This window comes from Methylococcus sp. EFPC2 (assembly GCF_016925495.1).
GTDB lineage: Bacteria > Pseudomonadota > Gammaproteobacteria > Methylococcales > Methylococcaceae > EFPC2.
The window spans coordinates 4,334,353-4,354,034 of record NZ_CP070491.1 but is presented as its reverse complement, the minus strand read 5'-3'; the positions used below and the strand labels follow the sequence as shown (position 1 = coordinate 4,354,034).

Below are 19,682 nucleotides of genomic sequence, written 5' to 3'. Positions count from 1 at the left end.
CGGCGATGGGCACCGGTCGCCCATGCCGAAAGCAGGTACGTAAACTTACTAAACCAGGTTTTCAGTCGACACAAACGCTTGCCTGACTTGATATTTTCACTATAATCCCCGCCTTCATTTTTTTTGCGGGCAGTCGAAGTGACTGCCTTTTGTTTTTTAATGGGACTCACGAAATGACTAGCCATGTGATGCCGACCTATGCCCGCCTGCCCGTCAGCTTTGCGCGGGGAGCAGGGGCCTGGTTGTGGGACGAAGAAGGCAAGGCCTATCTGGATGCGGTGGCCGGCGTGGCCGTCTGCGGACTCGGCCACGCCCACCCGGCTGTCGCGGCCGCGGTCGCCGACCAGGCCGGCAAGCTGATGCACACCTCCAACCTGTACCGGGTCGACCTGCAGGAAAAGCTGGCGGACGAGCTGACGAGTGCGAGCGGGCTGGACAACGCCTTCTTCTGCAATTCCGGGGCGGAAGCCAACGAGGCGGCCATCAAGCTGGCGCGCCGATACGGCCACAGCCGCGGCATCAGCGAAGCGCTCATCGTGGTGATGCAAGGCAGCTTCCATGGCCGTACCCTGGCCACCCTGAGCGCCACCGGCAATCCCAAGGTGCAGGAAGGCTTCGAACCGCTAGTCTCCGGCTTCGTGCGCGTGCCGTACGACGATGCCGATGCGGTCGCCGCCCTAAACAACTCAAACATCGTCGCGGTCCTGGTCGAACCCGTGCAGGGCGAAGGCGGCATACGCGTGCCGGCCGACGATTACCTGGCCAAGCTGCGCACGCTCTGCGACCAGCGTGGCTGGCTGCTGATGCTGGACGAGATCCAGACCGGCATCGGGCGTACCGGCTCGCTGTTCGCCTTCCAGCAATCCGGCATCAAACCGGACGTGCTCACCCTGGCCAAGGCGCTGGGCAACGGCGTGCCCATAGGCGCCTGCCTGGCCCGCGGCGCGGCGGCCGAACTGCTGACCGCCGGCAGGCATGGCTCCACCTTCGGCGGCAATCCGCTGGCCTGCCGTGCCGCGCTGGCCGTGCTGCAGACCGTGCGCGAGCAGAATCTGGCCGAGCGCGCCGCCAGCCTGGGAGCCACGCTGGTCGAAAACTTCCGTGCCAGTCTGGGCAACAACCCCCATCTGGTCGCGATCCGCAACAAGGGGCTGATGATAGGCATAGAACTGGATCGGCCTTGCGGCGAACTGGTCGGTCTGGCCCTGGATCAACGCTTGCTGATCAACGTCACCGCCGAGCGGACCATCCGATTGCTGCCGCCCTTGATCCTGAGCGACGAAGACGCCGATTTGCTGGTTCGGAAGCTGTCCGAGCTGGTCCTCGCCTATCTCGCCTGAAACTCGTCCACGGCTGGAGCCTCCATGTATCCGCGTCACCTGATTACCCTGAACGACCTCAGCGCCGACGAATTCCGCGCCCTCATCCGCCGCGCCATCGAACTCAAGCAGCTCAAGACCCTCCACGAGCCGCTCAAGAACAAGGTGCTGGGCATGGTGTTCGAAAAATCGTCCACCCGCACCCGCGTCTCCTTCGAAGCCGGCATGATCCAACTGGGCGGCGCGGCCATCTTCCTCAGCCCGCGCGACACCCAGCTGGGCCGCGGCGAACCGCTGGAAGACAGCGCGCGCGTGTTGTCCCGCATGGTCGATGGCATCATGCTGCGGACCTTCGAACACCGTACCGTCGAAATCTTCGCCGAATATTCCCGGGTTCCGGTCATCAACGGCCTGACCGACCGCTTCCATCCCTGCCAGTTGCTGGCCGATATGCAGACCTATTTCGAGCACCGCGGCGACATCGTCGGCCGTAAGGTGGCCTGGATCGGCGACGGCAACAACATGTGCCAGAGCTATATCGAGGCCGCCCGGGTTCTGGATTTCCAGCTCAGCATCGCGGTCCCCGAGGGCTACGAGCCGGAAAGCGAACTGCTGGAACAGGCCGGCAGCCGCGTCGTTCTGACCCGCGATCCGCGCGAGGCGGCACTAGGCGCGGACCTGATCGTGACCGACGTGTGGGCCAGCATGGGCCAGGAAGAAGAACAGGAACAGCGCGTCCGCGCCTTCGCCGGCTATGAGGTCGACGAAAACCTGATGGCCGTGGCCGCACCCGACGCCTTGTTCATGCACTGCCTGCCGGCGCACCGCGGCGAGGAAGTCTCCGCCGCGGTGCTGGAAGGCCCGCAGAGCGTGGTCTGGGACGAAGCGGAAAACCGCCTGCACGCGCAAAAAGCCCTGCTGGAACTCCTGCTGGCGTGAGCATGAAGTGAGGCCTTAGCCGCGCTCCCGATCATCCCATCCTTGATAGAATGGCCGCCTCGCCCATCTGCGGAGATCATTCGGTGAAGAAATACCTTGCGGCCCTCTTGCTGACCCTGGCTTGCGTTCATGCCCAGGCCGCCCAGCGCGGCTATGTGAGCGATCGCCTGGAAGTGCAGATGCGCTCCGGCCCCAGTCTGCAAAACAAAATCCTGAAGATGCTGCCGTCGGGCACGCCGCTCACCGTCATCGAGGGCGACGAATCCAGCGGCTACAGCCTGGTCAGCCTGGACTCCGGCGAGCAGGGCTGGATATTGTCGCGCTATCTCAGCGCCCAACCCGCCGCGCGGGCCCAGATCGAAGAGAACACCCGCAAGTCGAGCGAGCTGGGCGAAGAGAACAAGAGGCTCAAGGCCGAACTGGCCGAGCTCCGGGCCGGCAAGGAGAACGCGGAAAAAAACGGCCAGGAACTGGACGCCGAGACCAAACGGCTCAACACCGAAGTCATCGCCATCCGCCAGGCTTCCGCCAACGCACTGCAGATCCAGGCCGAGCGGGATCAACTGCAGGAGAAAGTCATAGGCCTAGAGCGCGACCTGGAAAAGACCCGCCGTGAGATGCAGGCGCAGGACGCCGACGTCAAACAGGACTGGTTTCTCATCGGCGCGGGCGTGTTGATTGGCGGCATCGTGTTGGGGCTGGTCTTGCCCCGTTTGAGCTGGCGCAAGCGCAGCAGTTGGAATTCGTTTTAGTCACCCACCCCGGGACCCGAGATACCATGACCGACAAGAAAAACCGCCCCTATTCCTCCCAAGTCGTCGACGGCATGGAGCGCGCGCCCAGCCGCGCGATGCTTTATCCGGTCGGCTTCACCGACGCCGATTTCGCCAAGCCACAGGTCGGCATCGCCTCCACCTGGAGCATGGTCACCCCCTGCAACATGCACATCAATAAGCTGGCGGACGACGCCGCGCGCGGGGTGGACGGCAACGGCGGCAAGGCGGTGATCTTCAACACCATCACCATCTCCGACGGCATCTCCATGGGCACCGAGGGGATGAAATACTCCCTGGTCTCGCGCGAGGTCATCGCCGATTCCATCGAAACCGTGGTGGGTTGCCAGGGCTTCGACGGCGTGGTGGCCATCGGCGGCTGCGACAAGAACATGCCCGGCTGCATGATCGCTCTCGCCCGCCTCAACCGGCCGGCGGTATTCGTGTATGGCGGCACGATATTGCCCGGCTGCCACGGCGAGAAGAAGCTGGACGTGGTCTCGGTGTTCGAGGCCGTGGGTGCGCGCGCCAACGACAGGATCGACGACGCCGAACTGCACGCCATCGAATCCAAGGCCATACCCGGCCCCGGCTCCTGCGGCGGCATGTATACCGCCAACACCATGGCTTCCGCCATCGAGGCGCTGGGCATGAGCCTGCCCGGCAGCTCGGCGCAGGCGGCCATTTCGCAGGACAAGAAACTGGACTGCGAACGCGCCGGCGCCCAGGTCGTGAAACTCCTGGATCTGGACATCAAGCCGCTGGACATCATGACCAAGCCCGCGTTCGAGAACGCCATCACCGTGGCGATCGCACTGGGCGGCTCCACCAACGCGGTGCTGCATCTGCTGGCCATGGCGCACGCCGCCGGCGTGGACCTCGACCTGGACGACTTCACCCGCATCGGGCAGCACGTGCCCATGCTGGCCGACCTCAAGCCCAGCGGCAAATACACCATGGCCGAACTGGTCGAAATCGGCGGCATCCAGCCCTTGATGAAGGAATTGCTCAAGGCCGGCCTGCTGCACGGCGACGCCTTGACCGTCACCGGCAAGACCCTGGCGGAGAATCTGGCCGAGGCGCCCGACTATCCGGCCGGCCAGGAGATCATCCACGACTTGGGGCATCCCATCAAAAAGGACAGCCACCTCGTCATACTTCGGGGCAATCTGGCGCCCGAAGGCGCGGTGGCCAAGATCACCGGCAAGGAAGGCCTGAAATTCACCGGCAGCGCCCGTGTGTTCGAGCGCGAGGAAGAAGCCCTAGCCGCCATCCTCGACGGAACGGTGGTCAAGGGCGACGTCATCGTGATCCGCTACGAAGGTCCCAAGGGCGGCCCCGGCATGCGCGAGATGCTCTCTCCGACTGCCGCCGTGATGGGCAAGGGTCTGGGCAAGGAAGTCGCCTTGATCACCGACGGGCGCTTCTCCGGCGGCACCCACGGCTTCGTGGTCGGCCACATCACGCCGGAAGCCTACACCGGCGGCCCGCTTGCCATCGTGCAGACCGGCGACCGGATCACCATAGACGCGGAGACCCGCGAGCTGACCCTGCACGTGGCGGAAGCCGAGATCCAATCCCGCCTGGCCGCCTGGAAACAGCCGGCGCCGCGCTACACCAAGGGCGTACTGGCCAAGTTCGCCAAGCTGGCCAGTTCGGCTTCCGAAGGCGCGGTCACCGACAAGCATCTGGACTGAGCGCAAGGGAGCGGGGGCGATGAGCCGGTTCGAGCAGCCCAGCGAGGACAACGGCTTCCTCGCCCCCCACGTGGCCATACTGCGCCACAGCCTCCGGCACTGGACCCGCCGCGAGCTGGTCGACCCGCACATGAGCGACGAAGAAGCGGCGCGCTTCCTGTTCCATGCACCTTTCGTGGTGGTGAGCCACGACACCCAGCCCGAGCCGGTGTTCAATTACGCCAACCGGACCGCGCTGAATCTGTTCGCCATGGATTGGGAGGAATTCACCGCCCTGCCCTCGCGCCTCTCGGCGGAGGAAGTCAAGCGGGAAGAACGCGAGGAGTCCTTGCGCAAGGTGGCCGAGCAGGGCTACATCGACCGCTACCAAGCCGTACGCATCGGCCGGCACGGCCGGCGCTTCCGCATCGAGGATGCCGTGGTGTGGAATCTGCTCGACGCGAATGGCGCGCCCTATGGCCAGGCGGCCTTGTTCGAGCGTTGGACCTATCTCTAAGGGGCTTCCGGAACGACTTCGAACTGCACGAACTCGTCGCTCGCCTCAAGCACTCGCGCGACGCGATAGCGTACCCGCTCGCCGCCCTGTTCCACGGTCAGTCCCTCGCCATTTTTCAGTCGCAAGGGCAATGCGATGACCGTGAACTGGTCGCCCCCCGACGAACGTCCCCACAAGGCCTTGTGCACGTCCAGGTGTGAGCCGTCGCAGCGGATGCGCACCGCTTCGCTCTCACGCTGCAACAATTCGAAGGGCAAACCGGTCGCGCCCAGGCCCGGCCGCGCGTTCGTACGCACCAGCCCGACCTGGATCAGCAGGGCATCCGTTTTCAGACCGACCAGGCCATGTGGCTGAACGGCCCGGCGCGCCGGCTCGACGACGTAATATCCGGGGGTTTCGCAACGGCGGACCCGGCTATACAAATGGGTTTCCGCTCGCTCATAAAGCGGCTCAACCTGGGCGCCCGGCCCCGGACGCCGCGCGGCGGCGGATACGAAGGTGCCGGCCGACTTGGAGCCTTCCGAGACGGACGAAAAACCGCCGTGATCGCTCAAGGGCACGATCTCGAGCCCGGCCGCGAGGCCTCCCCAGCCCTTCGTCCCCTTGCTCAAACCGTCTATCGCCTCGTAAATCGCCTGGAAACCTTCGATGAGCGAGGCGTCCCGACTATTCTGATCGAACGCGACCTGGGGCAGTATGCCGAGCCGAGCCTGCAGATGCGTCACCAGCGGTTCCCGGATGCGCTCATCGGCAGAAGCCGAAACCTGGCTGAGCGTGGCGATGTGGGTCAGCAGCGGGCGTATCGTCAGATAGCGCACCGCCTGCGCGCGCGCACTGGCGGCCGAGCCGGCCTTGGGCGGCTTACTCGACCCCAGATCGACCCAGAAATCGGCCCCGCCGTCCTCGTCCGGAGCAACATGCAAGCCTATGAGGCCGCCCGATTGTTTGAGCAACTCGAACAGCCGCTCGCAGTCGGTTTGCGGCAAACGGGCCGGAGCGATCAGCCGCGCCAACTGGATGCGGGCATAAACCGCCCCGATCTTGCCGATTTCGGCTATCGCCGCAGCTTCCGCGGCCGCCAGTGCCTCCGCTTGCCGGTAGAGCGTGTTGATGTTTTCCCACAGCCGGTGGCTGGGTGCTTCGTGGATGAGCGAAAGGCGGAGATAAAACAGTTCGTAGGATCGCAGGGCACGATAAAGCACTGGAGCCTGCCGCTCGACTTGGAAAACACTCGCAAAGCCGGGATCGGCCACGATTTTCTGGTAGCCCGCGCCCAACTCGGCGTGGAATTGCGCGCCCAGCTTGGCGATCTTGCGGACCTTTTCTTCGAGCGGAAAGGGCTTGCCCAGGAATAGGGGCCCCAGCTTGAACGACAGCCGGCTTGCCAGCGGGCGGATTTTCTCCAGGGCCTGAAAATACGCCGTGATTTCCGGCGGATCGGCATTGAGCGCCTGCAAACCCGTATAGAGGACGCGGCAGCTCTCCCGTACATTCTGCACGGGCAGGGTCGCCAGCCAGTGATCGATGGCGGCCGGATCGGGATGAGGGGGGAAATGAATTTCTGAAGCGGACATGGCGGTGACCAGCAAACGAAACGGCGGATTGAGTCTAGCAGCCCGGTCAAAAATGTTTCCCGGAACCCACGCAGACCGCCAATCCGTCCCCGCGCCCGGGGCCACTCAAAAGAATTGCCGCAGGCCCAGGCCCAGCTCATCCACCTCCCTGCCCCACCCGCGCTCGCGACTGATACGAAAACTCAGGCTGAGATCGGATCCCAGGTTGACCGTGTGCTCCAGGCCTAGTTTGCCCCCGCACCAGCCGTTTACGAGATGACAATCGGCCGAGAAACTCAGCCAGCCCTGGCCACCCAAGCCGCGGTAAAGCCATCCGAGACGCGGCCCCAAGCCGAAATCGACGCCGGATGCCAGGGCGGTTCCGGTTTCGAACAAGGCACCGGCCTGGAGGTAAGCCAATCCCCCGGCCAGCTCCCAGGCGAACCCGGCGTCCCCGCCGAAATAGCCCAGCAAGGGCCGCCCCTCTCGGAGCAGGCTACGCTTGGCGCCTAGGCCCAGCCCCCAAGACAAGGGCTTAAAGAATTCGTCGCGCGGGGAGAACGACCGGATGTCGAGCACGTCCAAGCGGTCCAGACGAAAGTCGCCGTTTTCGTAATAGCGCAGCGCGCCGTCGAGAAAGCGGATGGCGGCGCCTGCCCGATAGCCCGGCCAGGGATCGGTCAATCCATGGTAGGCGGAGCGCAGATTGAACTCGCCGTAGGCCCGATGGTCACGCCAGCCGAGCTCCAATCCCGCGGCCCGTGACCGGTGCCCCTGGTCGTCGCGCACCGCCGGAATCGGCGGCGGCTCGAAGGGCGACGGCACATCGACGCGGCTGCGCGCCCGCAACAGCCGGTAACCGTTGCCCGCCTCGGCTTCGCGCGGACGCTTCTCGTCCAGGGCGCGATAGCGGGAAAACTCGTAGGCGACCTCCAGCACGCCGGCCTTCGCGTCCGACGCCAGTTCGATCTTCTCGTCGGCCCGGTCTGCCAACCGGCGCGCCAGGGCGTGATGGATCTGCGGCAACTGCTGCAGATGGCTATCCAGCAAGGTCGCGGCCGAAGGACGGTAACTGGCCTCCGCCAACAGGCCGCCGGCCACGATGGCCCGCACGGTGTCGGCAGGAATCGCGCGGAGGGGAAATTGCCGGCGCAAGGCCAGGCCGGGGCGTGCTGCATCGAGTATGCCGAGCAGACGATAAGCGCAGTTCTCGCCGATGAAGAAATAATCGAAGCGTATCGGCCGCAGTTCCCAGACGTGGCGCACCAATTGTGCGACTTCTGCCGGCGCGAGATTGAGCCGGTACTCCCAGATATCACGATTTTCCAGGTCGTTGTATTCCTTGACCTTTTCGTAATAAGGCAACACCGTGACGCGGCCCGGATAACCGCCGAACAGGCCGCGCCAGGCGTAGAACAACTCGTTGTCATCGTCCGCGTCCGCCGCGTAATTCACGGTGGCGGCCAGCAGCGCGTTGTCCGGGTTCAAATCTTCCGGATCCAGGCGCAGGAAACTGTGGCCGAACATCGAGGACGGGCTGTTGAGATAAGCCGCCGGAAAGATGAGGCTCACCGCATGCGCCCTGAGCTTGTCGCGCCAGGTCCGGAATGCCGGGCAATCATGCTCGGGAAAAACCAGGGACAGCCGGCTCTGCAGCCAGTGCAGACGCGCCGGAAAGCGGCAGGCCGGATGATCGTCGCCGCCCCCGGGCCTGGCGAAGGCTTCGAGGTCGGCAAGCAATTCGGCTTCCGGGTCGGTCTTGCCGCCGGCCGCCAGGAAAAAGCCTTCATCGTCGGCGTCGCTGATCCAGCGATCGCCGAAAGCCGACAAACGGTAATGTCCCAAGGCTAACCAGCCTTCGTCCTGGGCCAGTTTCGCTACCGATGTGCGCTGGCGATTTTCAGGCGGGGCCGGTGACGCGGATACCGCTCCTACCGGGCAAGCCGCCGTCAAACCGGCAATCAGCCAGGCGGCCCATTTCATGCGGTCGCGAAAGGGAGGAAGAGGCGCCCGCCGAACGGACGCCCGAAAATCCGACTAACTGACGTATTTGGCGAGTACGGTATCGGCCTTCATCAGGCCCACCAGCGCGTCCGTCACCTGGTCGCTGGTCACCGACTCGTGGGCATAGATGCTCTCGAAATGCGTCCGCGCCAGGGCGTAGAACGCCGCCTTGTCGGACTCCGCCACCCCCATCAACTCGGCCAGCCCCGCCAGGGTTTCGCCGCCGCCACGCGACATGTCCTGCGCCAGCTTGGTCATGTTGGCGCTGATGTAGAGGCGTTCGCCCTTGTAGCGCACCGGCTGGCTGGAGTCGCAGCCCAGGGTGCCGGACGACATGCCGAAGGTGTTGTTGAACAAAAAGCCGTTCGTGGTCATCGCCACACTGTGGGCGCCGACCCCCGCGTTGCCGTCGAACAGCAAAGATCCGAGGCCGCAACCGCTGCCCGCGTCGGTCAATGCCGAACTCCGGGGAGCGGCGGGTCCGGCGGCGCCTGCCCATAGCGGAAACGCCAGCAGGATACCGGCCGCCAAAGCTCTTTTCATGTTTCTACTCCTTGCGTGGTTAGGTTGGAAACCAATCGGGCAATTTAATACCAGAATCGGAAGCCGATTGTAAGCCGCGGGGCCGGCCGGCACCTTGCCCGGCTCTGCCGGCCGCACCACACGCCGCTCATGGACAACACTGTGTTCGGCAAATCGCGCATCGCGCGCGCCGGCCGGCAAAAAAATTCCCGGCGAAGGATGTTAGAATCGCGCGGATTACGCCATCCCTAGGCCCCATGCACATACTACTCAGCAACGACGACGGTTACTCCGCACCCGGCCTGTACGCACTGGCCCAGGCGCTCAGGGATCATGCGGACATCACCGTCGTGGCGCCGGAGCGCAACCGCAGCGGCGCCAGCAATTCGCTGACACTGGACCGCCCCTTACGGGTGAGCTACGCGGACAACGGCTTCATCAAGGTCGACGGCACGCCGACCGATTGCGTCCACCTGGCGATCACGGGACTGCTCGACCGGGAACCGGACATGGTGTTCGCAGGCATCAACCACGGCGCCAACACGGGCGACGACGTCATCTATTCCGGTACCGTGGCGGCCGCCACCGAAGGCCGCTTCCTGGGCCTGCCCGCGGTCGCCATCTCCTTGGCCGGCGTCAATCCCACCCACTTCGACACCGCCGCGCAGGTAGCGGTCCGATTGTTCGAAAACATCCGCCGCCATCCTCTCCCGGCCGACACCCTGCTCAACGTGAACGTTCCCGACCTGCCCCTGGACGAAATCAGGGGCTTCAAGTCCACGCGGCTCGGCAACCGCCACAAGGCCGAACCGGTGGTGCGGGATATCGACCCACGCGGACGGGAGATTTTCTGGGTCGGCGCCGCCGGACCGGAACAGGACGCCGGCCCCGGTACCGACTTCCATGCCTTACGTGAAGGCTATGTCTCGGTCACGCCCTTGCAACTCGATCTGACCCGCTACGACAGCCTGGAAAGGTTGGCGGGCTGGCTGCCGGAAAACCTGACTGCATGAACCGCCGTCTACAAGGCATAGGCATGACCTCGCGCCGCACCCGCGAGCGCATGATCGGCCGCATCCGCGAACTGGGGGTAAAAAACCAGTCGGTGCTCGACGTGATGCTGGAAACGCCGCGCCACATCTTCGTGGAAGAAGCTTTCGCCAGCCGTGCCTACGAAGACATGCCCCTGCCCATAGGTTTCAGCCAGACCATCTCCCAGCCCTATATCGTCGCCCGCATGACTGAGCTGCTGTTGGAAAGCGGCCCGCGCGACAAGGTGCTGGAGGTCGGCACCGGCTCCGGTTATCAGACCGCCGTGCTGGCGCGCTTGTGCAAAAAGGTTTACTCGGTGGAACGCATCTATCCGCTGCAACAGCGCGCGCGCCGCTGCCTGCAGGACCTGCATCTGCGCAACGTGCTGATGAAACACAGCGACGGCGGCTGGGGCTGGGAAGATTACGCGCCTTATGACGGCATATTGGTAACCTGCGCCCCGGCCGACCTGCCTCAAGCCTTGCTGGAACAACTGGCGCCCGGCGGCGTGCTGGTGATCCCCGTCGGCGACGGCCGCAACCAGATGCTCCAGCGCATCGTGCGAACCGACTCGGGCTACGAAATCGAAGACATAGAGCCTGTCGTATTCGTACCTTTGCTGGGCGGGGTAGCGTAGACGCAGCAAACTCTCTGCATCGATCGCGGTGACCGCTTTATAAGGCACAATAAGTACGGGCGAACCTCAGCAGAACCAGATCCCCGAACCGCCCACACCCAATAAATTAAACCCTGCTCTCAGAACTAATAGGGATTTGCATGTCACTGAATACTCTGCTCGACAAGAAGCCGTTACTCCATCGCGGAAGAGAAGGCAAGGCGGTTTCATGGGCGATTTCCGAAGGCTTAATGAAGTTTCTCGATGAAACCACTCTACCCGGTTGGAAAACCATAGAGATAGGCTGCGGCTATAGCACCATTATTCTTATAGCGAAAGGCGCTCAGCATATCTGCATCGTTCCCGACAAAGAGCAAACCGAGAGAATAGTGGAGTTTTGCCGTGAAAATGAAATCAGTACCGCCGACGCCCGCTTCGAAATCGATTTTTCGGAAACGATACTGCCGAAACTCCAGCTGGATAACCTGGATCTCATCTTGATAGACGGCCGGCATGGTTTTCCGGCACCGTTCATCGATTGGTACTACACCGTCGGTGCCCTGAAAATCGGCGGCATACTCATCGTCGACGACACTCACATCTGGACGGGGAAAATCCTCCACGACTTTTTGGTCGAGGATCCCAATTGGCGCCTCGTTCGGGAAATCGACGGCAAGACCTCCGTTTTCACGAAGCTCGGCGAAGGCTCCCATCAAGCGGAATGGCTTAGCCAACCCTATGTAAAAAAGCACAGCCAACATCAACCCGAGGCAGATGCCCGGAGGGCGTTAAGAGCCTATTACATTAGGCGCGCCAAGGAGCTCATCAAGAGCGGCGACATTATCGGCCTGATATCAAAGGTAGTTAAATCGGGTATAGGCCTGATCAAACCCGCCAAATAAGTCTTCGGCGAAACGCCATAACCTCCTTCCGGAAAATAAACCCATGCTGCACGAAGCCATCAACTGGTTGGTCGCCACCATAGGTTCCATGGGCTACAGCGGCATATTCCTGCTGATGGCCATGGAAAGCTCCATCATCCCCATCCCCAGTGAAGTCGTGGTGCCGCCGGCGGGCTACCTGGCGCAACAAGGCCAAATGAACATGGGTCTGGTGATCCTGGCCGGCACCTTGGGCAGCCTGGTCGGCGCCTATGCCAACTACTTCGTCGCCCGCCACCTGGGCCGGCCGCTGGTGTTGAAATACGGCCGCTACGTGTGGATCACCGAGGAGCATTTCGAACGGGTCGAAGGCTTTTTCAAGCGTCACGGCGAGATCTCCACCTTCATCGGCCGCCTGCTGCCGGTGGTGCGCCACCTCATCTCCCTGCCCGCCGGGCTGGCCGGCATGAACCACCTGCGTTTCACGGCTTACACCCTGCTCGGCTCGGCCATCTGGGTCACGGTACTGGCCTATATCGGCTATTTCATCGGCGCCAACGAGGCATTGATCGAACAATACGCCAAGCAGGCCGTGGTCGACGTCATCGCCGCCAGCCTCGCGCTCGTGGCCGTCTACGTTTGGCGGCACAAGCGCAGAATCGCCCGGGAGGCGGATCAAGCCCGATGAGTTTCGCCGCGTTCACTCTCAGCCGGCTGCCGCGCATCGAGTTCGGTTCCGGCGTCATCGGCAAGATACCGGAACTGGCCGCGAGATATGGCGACCAGGCCTTGCTGATCACGGGTGCCCGCTCGTTCCGGCAATCGCCGCATTGGAACCGGCTGGTCACCGGATTGCGTGAAAAGGGCATGCGTACCGAGCATTTCACCGTCAGCGGCGAACCCTCGCCGCAACTGGTGGACGAAGCCGTCGCGCGTTACTTCGGCACCGGCATCTCGGTGGTCATCGCCATCGGCGGCGGCAGCGTGCTGGATGCCGGCAAGGCCATCGCCGGGCTGCTGCCGCACGGCAATTCCGTGCTGGACCACCTGGAAGGCGTGGGGCGCGGAATTCCCTACACGGGGCCGGCCACGCCTTTCATCGCCGCGCCCACCACCGCGGGCACCGGCAGCGAAGCGACCAAGAACGCCGTGCTGAGCGTGCAAGGCGAAAACGGCTATAAGAAATCGTTTCGCGACGAGGCCCTGGTGCCCGAGTATGCCGTCGTCGATCCCGACCTGCTGAGCACCTGCCCTCCCGCGCTGATCGCCGCCGACGGCATGGACGCTTTCACCCAGTTGCTGGAATCCTACGTTTCGCTACGTGCCAACCCGCTGACCGATACCCTTGCGTGGAGCGGCATGACCGCCTTTCGCGACGGTTTCTTCCACGCCTGGAAAGGCGGCGATGGCGAGCAGGCCCGCCAAGGACGCGCGGCCATCGCCTACGCCTCGCTGATTTCAGGCATCACCCTGGCCCAGGTGGGCCTGGGTTCGGTGCACGGCCTGGCCGCGCCACTAGGCGCCTTTTTCCCCATACCACACGGGGTCTGCTGCGGCACCCTGCTGGCCGAGGCCACGCGCATCAACCTCGCCGCCCTGGCCGCGCGAGCGCCCGACAGCCCCGCCCTGGCGAAATATGCCCGAGTCGGACGCTTATTGAGCGGACAAACGAGCGATTCGCCCGTATCCGCACACGCCGCCTTGCTGGAAACCCTGACGCGCTGGCAAGACACCCTGGAATTGCCGCGTCTGCGGACGTTCGGCGTCGGCCTCGATGACATCCCCCGCATCGTCGCCAACTCCCGCGGCAGCAGCATGCAAACCAATCCCGTCGTGCTGAACGACGACGAAGCCGGCGAAATCGTCCGCCGGCGCCACTGACCCAACGCCAACCCAGCCTATCGCCCATGGACCAGATCACGCCCTCAGAACTGAAAGCCCGGCTGGACCGGGACAGCAACCCGCCTCTGCTGCTCGACGTACGCGAGCCCATAGAGTTCAAATACTGCCGCATCGACGGCAGTCTCAACATGCCCATGAACGAGGTGTTTCTGAAGGCCGACGACCTGGATCCGGATCAGGAAACGGTAGTGATCTGCCACCATGGCCTGCGCAGCGCGCAGATCGCCAACTTCCTGATCGGCAAAGGCTTCCGGCATGTCGTCAATCTGCAGGGCGGGGTCGCGGCCTGGGCCAATACGGTCGACCCGCACATGCCGACTTACTGAGCGCCATGGTCACCGTCATCCAGCGGGTCCAACACGCCGAGGTGTCTGTCGACGGCGTAAGCGTGGGCCGTATCGGCCGGGGCTTGCTGGCGCTGGTGGCGGTGGAGCAAGGTGATGCGGAAGCGCAGGCCGAACGCCTGGCCGAACGCATCCTGGGCTATCGCGTCTTTCCCGACACCGAGGATCGCATGAACCTCAGCGTCGCCGACATCGCCGGCGAACTGCTGCTGGTGTCGCAATTCACCCTCGCGGCCGACACGCGCAAGGGCGCGCGTCCCAGTTTCACGCCGGCCGCCGCGCCGGAGGTCGGCCACCGCCTGTTCGAACACTTCGTCGATGCGGTGCGCAAGCGCCACCCGCGCGTGGCCACCGGCCGTTTCGGCGCCGACATGCAGGTCGGCCTGGTCAACGACGGCCCGGTCACCTTCATACTGCGCGTACCGCCCGCATCCTGACACCCCCGTCTCTCACCTAAGGACGAGCATGACTCAGCATACCCCTCCCGCTTACATCGACACCCCCGACGCCCTGCGCCAGTTGGGCGACTCGCTCAAAGGCCGGCCCTGGGTGGCCCTGGACACCGAGTTCATGCGGGAGAAGACCTACTACCCCAAATTCTGCCTGTTACAGGTCGCCACCCCCGACTTTTCCGCCTGCGTGGATCCCCTGGCCCTGACTGACCTGGAACCCCTGACGGAATGGTTGTTCGATCCTGCCATCGTCAAGGTCGTGCATTCGGGCCGGCAGGACATGGAGATCTTCTACCATCTGTTTGGCCGCCTGCCCGCCCCCTTGTTCGACACCCAGATCGCCGCCCCGCTTTTGGGGCTGGCCGAGCAAATCGGCTACGCCGGGCTGATCCAACATCTGCTGGGGGTCAATCTGGCCAAGACCCATGCGCGCACCGACTGGTCCCGCCGTCCGCTTGCGCCCGAACAACTGCGTTACGCCGCCGACGATGTCATCTACCTGGCCTCGGCTTACGAAAACCTCGTCAAGGGCATAGAGGGACTGGGCCGCACGGCCTGGCTGGAAGACGATTTCGCCGAACTGAGCAATCCGGCGCTCTACGAGAATCCGCCGGAACTCGCCTGGCAGCGCATCGGCGGCGCCCAGCAGCTCAAGGGCAAGGGATTGAACGTGTTGCAGGCATTGGCCGCCTGGCGCGAGGAAACCGCGCGCGCCGAGGACGTGCCGCGCGGCTGGATCGTCAAGGACGAGGTGTTGCTGGATCTCGCGCGCCAGCAGCCGCGCAACGCGGAAGCCTTGTCGCTGACCCGAGGGCTCGACGACAAGATCGTACGCCGCCATGGCCGTACGCTTTGCGCCGTGATCGCCGAGGCGCTGGAAAAACCGAAGCTGAGTTTGGAACTCCCGCCGCGCCCGGCGAAAAAATCGGCCGAGCAGGAAGCCGTGCTCGATGCGCTGGGCGCGGTGGTCCGCCTGCGGGCGGCGCAAAACACCCTGAACCCCGTCATCCTGGCGAGCCGCAAGGACCTGGAACACCTGGTGGACGGGGAAGCCGACGCCCGCCTGCTGCACGGCTGGCGCCGGAAAATGGTGGGCGACGAACTGCTGGGCCTGTTGCGCGGCGAGCTGGGCCTCGTCATCGAACAGGGAACACTGAGGGTCACCGCTCATGACTCACCCCGCACTGCCGCCGCCGATTGAGGCCTTCTACCGCCGGCTGGAACGGGAATGCCAACCCGCGTCGGTGCCGTTGATCGAAACCCACATCTCCTGGGTCATCCTGGCCGGCGACTACGCCTACAAGATCAAGAAACCGGTGGACTTCGGCTTCCTGGACTTTTCCACGCCCGAACGCCGGTACTTTTTCTGCCGCGAGGAACTGCGCCTGAACCGGCGCCTGGCCCCCGGGCTATATCTCGACGTGATCGGCATCGACGGAGGCCCCGATCGTCTCGACCCGGACGCTCCGACACCTCGCGGGGAATACGCCGTCATGCTCAAGCGCTTCGACGAGGACAAGCTGGCCGTTGCCCTGGCCGAACGGGGCGGATTGACGGAAGCGCACATCGACGGACTGGCCGATGCCCTGGCCGACTTCCACCTGTCCGCCGCGCAGGCGGACGAAAACAGCGGCCTGGGCAGCCCCGAATGCATCGCATCGGCGGCGGCGCATAATTTCCCGGCGGTCGAGGCCGCGCTGACGGAACCCGAAGCATGGACCCGGCTGCGGGCCATCCGGGACTGGACGGTGGCGCTGGGCGAGCGGCTACGCCCCACGCTGATCCAGCGCAAACGCGATGGCCATGTCCGCGAATGCCACGGCGATTTGCATCTGGGCAATCTGGTGGCGGAAGGAGACCGGCTCGTGCCCTTCGACTGCATCGAATTCAGCGAGGAATTGCGCTGGATCGACACGCTGAGCGAACTCGCCTTCATCGTCATGGATCTGGAAGTGCGCGGCCTGTCCGAACTCGCCTGGCGCTTGCTCAACCGTTACCTGGCGCACACGGGCGATTACACCGGCCTGGCGGTGTTCGACTATTACCGGGTGTATCGCGCAATGGTGCGGGCCAAGATCGCCTGCCTAACCCGGCAGCAGGCGGAAGAGGAGCAAAAGGCCGAGCTGGAACGGCAGTGTCTGCACTACCTGGAGTACGCCAGCCGCATCATAGCCAAGCACCGGCCCATGCTGATTATCACCCACGGACTGTCGGGCAGCGGCAAATCCTGGCTGGCCCACCGGCTCGCGGCCGCCCTGCCCGCCGTGCGCATCGCGTCCGACATCGAGCGCAAACGCCTGGCCGGCTACCCGGCCACGGCATCGACCGACCCCGGCCTCTACGCGCAACCCCAGACCGAGGCCACCTACGAACGCCTCCGCACCTGCGCCGGGTCGCTCCTGCAGGCCGGTCACAACGTGATCGTGGACGCAACCTTTCTGAAGGCGGGCTACCGCGACCGCTTCCGCGACCTCGCCCGGCAGGCGGCCATACCCTTCAAGATCCTCGATCTCGTCGCGCCCGAGCCCTTGCTCAGGCAACGCATCGAATCGCGCCGGCTATCCGGCGGCGACCCTTCCGAAGCCACGCTGGCCGTGCTCGAGGCGCAAATCACCGGCGCCGAGCCGCTCTCGGCAACCGAGCGGCTCGCCAGTGTCGAAGTGGATGCCGGCACGCCGCTGGATTTCCCGGCCGTGCTCGCCGCGTTGGATCCGGACAAACTCCGGGCAGGGGCGCCGAAACCGCTCTCATGAACCGGCATCGGCGAGTCGGCACCGCACCGCACTCCCCTCCCGCAAGGCGTTTCCGTCCGGCGGGCGGCCTCGCACCCGACGAACTGAACACAGGGGTCGAGGACGGGGCTTGCGCCTCACCGGCCTACTGCTTCAGAATGTAACCGTACTTCCAACACCTGTAGCCGATACGCGCCATGACTCCCCGTTACGCCACCGTCGAACATCTGCCCGTTTTCGCTTGGGTGCTGCTTGCGGTCGTCGGCGTGCCAGTCGTGGTGACGCATGCGCCGTCGCGGGTTGGAAGTGAATAGGTAAAGCGAACACCGAATCCAACAACCCCCGCCGGCGCGAACCGACGGGGGTTTCTTTTTTGGGACCTCCGCCGGCCATCCCGGCCAAGCACCAGGAGCATCCCATGGACATACTCAACGGCGCGCAACTCACCGTCAGGCTATTGGAACGGCAGGGCGTGCGCGTCGTCGCCGGCATACCCGGCGGCGCCAATCTGCCGATTTACGACGCCCTTTCCCGGTCCGGCCAAATACGCCACGTGCTCGCCCGCCACGAACAGGGAGCGGGCTTCATCGCCCAGGGAATGGCGCGCGCAAGCGGCGAGCCGGCGGTCTGCCTGGCCTCGTCCGGCCCTGGCGCGACCAATCTGTTGACGGCCATCGCCGACGCCAAGCTCGACTCCGTACCGCTGGTGGCGATCACCGGGCAGGTTCCCCTCGGCATGATGGGGACGGACGCCTTCCAGGAAGTCGACACCTATGGATTGACGATTCCGATCACCAAACACAATTTCCTGGTCCGCTCGGCCGAGGAATTGCTTACGGTCATTCCCCAGGCTTTCCGCGTCGCGGCGTCCGGCCGGCCCGGTCCGGTCCTGATCGACATCCCCAAGGACGTGCAAACCGATCTCGTGACGGTGGGCTCCTGGCCGGAACCGGCGCACCCGGACCCGCTACCCTCGGTCGATATCGCCCAGGTCGAGCAAGCCGCAGCCCTCATCGCGGCAGCCGAACGCCCGATCTTGTACCTCGGCGGCGGAGTGATACAGTCCGGCGCCGCGCAACCGGCGGTGGCTCTGGCCGAAAAAGCGGCGCTGCCGACCGTCATGACGCTGATGGCCCTGGGTGCGATGCCGGCGGATCACCCATTGTCGCTGGGTATGCTGGGCATGCACGCCGCGCGTTTCACCAACCTGGCGCTGGACGAGTGCGACCTGCTCGTCACCCTGGGCGCGCGTTTCGACGACAGGGCGACGGGGAAGCTGGCCCAATTCTGCCCGCAGGCCAAGGTCGTGCACGTGGACATCGACCCGTCGGAACTGGGCAAACTCAAAACCGCCCAGGTCGGCATCGCAGGCGATGTCGGCGCGGTGTTACGGGACTTGCTGCCCAGGGTACCCGCTCAGGCGCACGCCGACTGGCTGGATCGCATAGCCCGACTGAAACGCGAATTTCCGCTGGCCACCCCGGACATGAACGACCCTCGCAGCCATTACGGCTTGATACGCGCCGTCGCCGGATGCCTGGATGAAGAGGCGATCATCGTCACCGATGTGGGCCAGCATCAGATGTGGGTGGCGCAAACCTATCCCTTCCGCCAGCCCAGGCTGTGGCTGACCTCGGGCGGACTCGGCACCATGGGATTCGGCCTGCCCGCCGCCATCGGCGCGGCGCTCGCCGCGCCGGAAAAAACCGTGGTCTGCTTCTCCGGCGACGGCAGCTTGCTGATGAACGTACAGGAACTGGCCACCGCCGTCGAAGAGCAGGCCGACGTCAAGATCGTCCTGATGAACAATCGCGCCCTCGGCATGGTGCATCAGCAACAAAGCCTGTTCTACGGCCGGCGCATCTACGCGTCCCGCTTCCACAGCGGGCCGGACTTCGTCCGCATCGCCGAAGGATTCGGGATGCACGGGCTCGACCTGGACACCGCGGACAACGTCGAAGACAGCTTGCGCGATGCCCTGAACGCGCGCGGCCCCTGCTTGATCCACGCCGGCATAGATCTCCGGCAACAGGTCTTGCCCATGGTGCCGCCGGGCGCCGCCAACACCGACATGATAGGAGCCTGACCCATGATCGACCCCATGGCCCCCATCCAGCCAGACATCCGCCGTACCGTGCTGGAACTCGATGTGCTGAATCACACCGGCTCCGTCTCGCAGGTCGTCGGCCTGTTCGCGCGCCGCGCCTATGCCCTCGAAGGCATGGCATTCGGGCCGGCCGGCCCGCTGGGGCGCATCTGGCTGCTGGTTCGCGACGACGGGCGGCTCGCGCAGATCGTGCAGCAACTGGCGAAGCTGGAAGACGTCCGGGATGTCCGCCCTCAAGGCTCGAATCTCATGGGATTCCCACGGCTGGGAGATTTATTCCGCTGACCGGGACCGTAGCGACCCGATCGCACCT

General features: G+C 64.4%; 19 protein-coding genes. 16 read left to right on the top strand and 3 right to left on the bottom strand.

The annotated features are described in order from the left end of the window. Window positions 1-173: 173 nt before the first annotated feature. From JWZ97_RS18795 to JWZ97_RS18775, 5 genes are all read left to right on the top strand, one after another. Window positions 174-1,340: an aspartate aminotransferase family protein gene (locus JWZ97_RS18795; protein WP_205432251.1), complete on the top strand. Its 1,167-nt coding sequence runs from the start codon at window positions 174-176 to the stop codon at window positions 1,338-1,340. 24 nt (window positions 1,341-1,364) lie between these two features. Beyond that, a complete protein-coding gene (argF, locus tag JWZ97_RS18790) occupies window positions 1,365-2,258 on the top strand; it encodes an ornithine carbamoyltransferase (protein ID WP_205432250.1) in 894 nt (297 codons plus the stop codon). Window positions 2,259-2,341: 83 nt separating this feature from the next. Further along, window positions 2,342-3,010, top strand: coding sequence for a TIGR04211 family SH3 domain-containing protein (locus JWZ97_RS18785; protein WP_205432247.1), 669 nt, complete (start codon window positions 2,342-2,344; stop codon window positions 3,008-3,010). Window positions 3,011-3,036: 26 nt separating this feature from the next. Then, window positions 3,037-4,728, top strand: coding sequence for a dihydroxy-acid dehydratase (ilvD, locus tag JWZ97_RS18780; RefSeq protein WP_205432246.1), 1,692 nt, complete (start codon window positions 3,037-3,039; stop codon window positions 4,726-4,728). 19 nt (window positions 4,729-4,747) lie between these two features. Next, window positions 4,748-5,224 carry an MEKHLA domain-containing protein gene (locus tag JWZ97_RS18775; RefSeq protein WP_205432244.1) on the top strand — a complete coding sequence of 159 codons (477 nt, stop codon included), beginning with the start codon at window positions 4,748-4,750 and terminating at the stop codon, window positions 5,222-5,224. Here JWZ97_RS18775 and JWZ97_RS18770 read toward each other — a convergent pair. The 3 genes from JWZ97_RS18770 to JWZ97_RS18760 all read right to left on the bottom strand — a co-directional run bounded on the left by JWZ97_RS18770 (window position 5,221) and on the right by JWZ97_RS18760 (window position 9,324). Next, on the bottom strand, window positions 5,221-6,798 hold the full coding sequence (locus JWZ97_RS18770) for a hypothetical protein (RefSeq protein ID WP_205432242.1): 1,578 nt from the start codon (window positions 6,796-6,798) through the stop codon (window positions 5,221-5,223). The genes JWZ97_RS18775 and JWZ97_RS18770 overlap by 4 nt on opposite strands. A 105-nt stretch (window positions 6,799-6,903) precedes the next feature. Further along, on the bottom strand, window positions 6,904-8,760 hold the full coding sequence (locus JWZ97_RS18765) for a DUF4105 domain-containing protein (RefSeq protein WP_205432240.1): 1,857 nt from the start codon (window positions 8,758-8,760) through the stop codon (window positions 6,904-6,906). A 54-nt stretch (window positions 8,761-8,814) separates the two neighbouring features. Further along, window positions 8,815-9,324, bottom strand: a complete 510-nt coding sequence (locus JWZ97_RS18760) for a DUF3015 family protein (RefSeq protein WP_205432238.1) — start codon at window positions 9,322-9,324, stop codon at window positions 8,815-8,817. 236 nt (window positions 9,325-9,560) lie between these two features. On the opposite strand from JWZ97_RS18760, the gene surE reads away from it, so the two are divergent. From surE to JWZ97_RS18705, 11 genes are all read left to right on the top strand, one after another. Next, on the top strand, window positions 9,561-10,316 hold the full coding sequence (surE, locus tag JWZ97_RS18755) for a 5'/3'-nucleotidase SurE (protein ID WP_205432236.1): 756 nt from the start codon (window positions 9,561-9,563) through the stop codon (window positions 10,314-10,316). After that, entirely contained in the window at window positions 10,313-10,972 is a 660-nt protein-coding gene (locus JWZ97_RS18750) for a protein-L-isoaspartate(D-aspartate) O-methyltransferase (RefSeq protein ID WP_205432234.1), read from the top strand. The genes surE and JWZ97_RS18750 overlap by 4 nt, the downstream gene beginning before the upstream one ends. 140 nt (window positions 10,973-11,112) lie before the next feature. After that, a complete protein-coding gene (locus tag JWZ97_RS18745) occupies window positions 11,113-11,853 on the top strand; it encodes a class I SAM-dependent methyltransferase (RefSeq protein ID WP_205432232.1) in 741 nt (246 codons plus the stop codon). Window positions 11,854-11,896: 43 nt separating this feature from the next. After that, window positions 11,897-12,520: a DedA family protein gene (locus JWZ97_RS18740; RefSeq protein ID WP_205432230.1), complete on the top strand. Its 624-nt coding sequence runs from the start codon at window positions 11,897-11,899 to the stop codon at window positions 12,518-12,520. Next, window positions 12,517-13,713: an iron-containing alcohol dehydrogenase gene (locus JWZ97_RS18735; protein ID WP_205432229.1), complete on the top strand. Its 1,197-nt coding sequence runs from the start codon at window positions 12,517-12,519 to the stop codon at window positions 13,711-13,713. Before JWZ97_RS18740 ends, JWZ97_RS18735 begins: the two co-directional genes overlap by 4 nt. Before the next feature lie 26 nt (window positions 13,714-13,739). Next, complete coding sequence (locus JWZ97_RS18730; protein ID WP_205432227.1) at window positions 13,740-14,060, top strand: rhodanese-like domain-containing protein; 321 nt, start codon at window positions 13,740-13,742, stop codon at window positions 14,058-14,060. A gap of 5 nt (window positions 14,061-14,065) precedes the next feature. Further along, a complete protein-coding gene (gene dtd / locus JWZ97_RS18725; protein WP_205432225.1) occupies window positions 14,066-14,515 on the top strand; it encodes a D-aminoacyl-tRNA deacylase in 450 nt (149 codons plus the stop codon). Window positions 14,516-14,543: 28 nt separating this feature from the next. Beyond that, window positions 14,544-15,731: a ribonuclease D gene (rnd, locus tag JWZ97_RS18720; RefSeq protein ID WP_205432223.1), complete on the top strand. Its 1,188-nt coding sequence runs from the start codon at window positions 14,544-14,546 to the stop codon at window positions 15,729-15,731. Continuing rightward, the gene (locus JWZ97_RS18715; protein ID WP_205432221.1) at window positions 15,700-17,283 is read left to right on the top strand and encodes a bifunctional aminoglycoside phosphotransferase/ATP-binding protein; all 1,584 of its coding nucleotides are present in this window, start codon (window positions 15,700-15,702) and stop codon (window positions 17,281-17,283) included. Before rnd ends, JWZ97_RS18715 begins: the two co-directional genes overlap by 32 nt. Window positions 17,284-17,680: 397 nt before the next feature. Beyond that, window positions 17,681-19,348, top strand: a complete 1,668-nt coding sequence (gene ilvB / locus JWZ97_RS18710; RefSeq protein WP_205432219.1) for an acetolactate synthase large subunit — start codon at window positions 17,681-17,683, stop codon at window positions 19,346-19,348. A 3-nt stretch (window positions 19,349-19,351) separates the two neighbouring features. Continuing rightward, the gene (locus JWZ97_RS18705) at window positions 19,352-19,654 is read left to right on the top strand and encodes a hypothetical protein (RefSeq protein WP_240342398.1); all 303 of its coding nucleotides are present in this window, start codon (window positions 19,352-19,354) and stop codon (window positions 19,652-19,654) included. Window positions 19,655-19,682 lie beyond the last annotated feature (28 nt).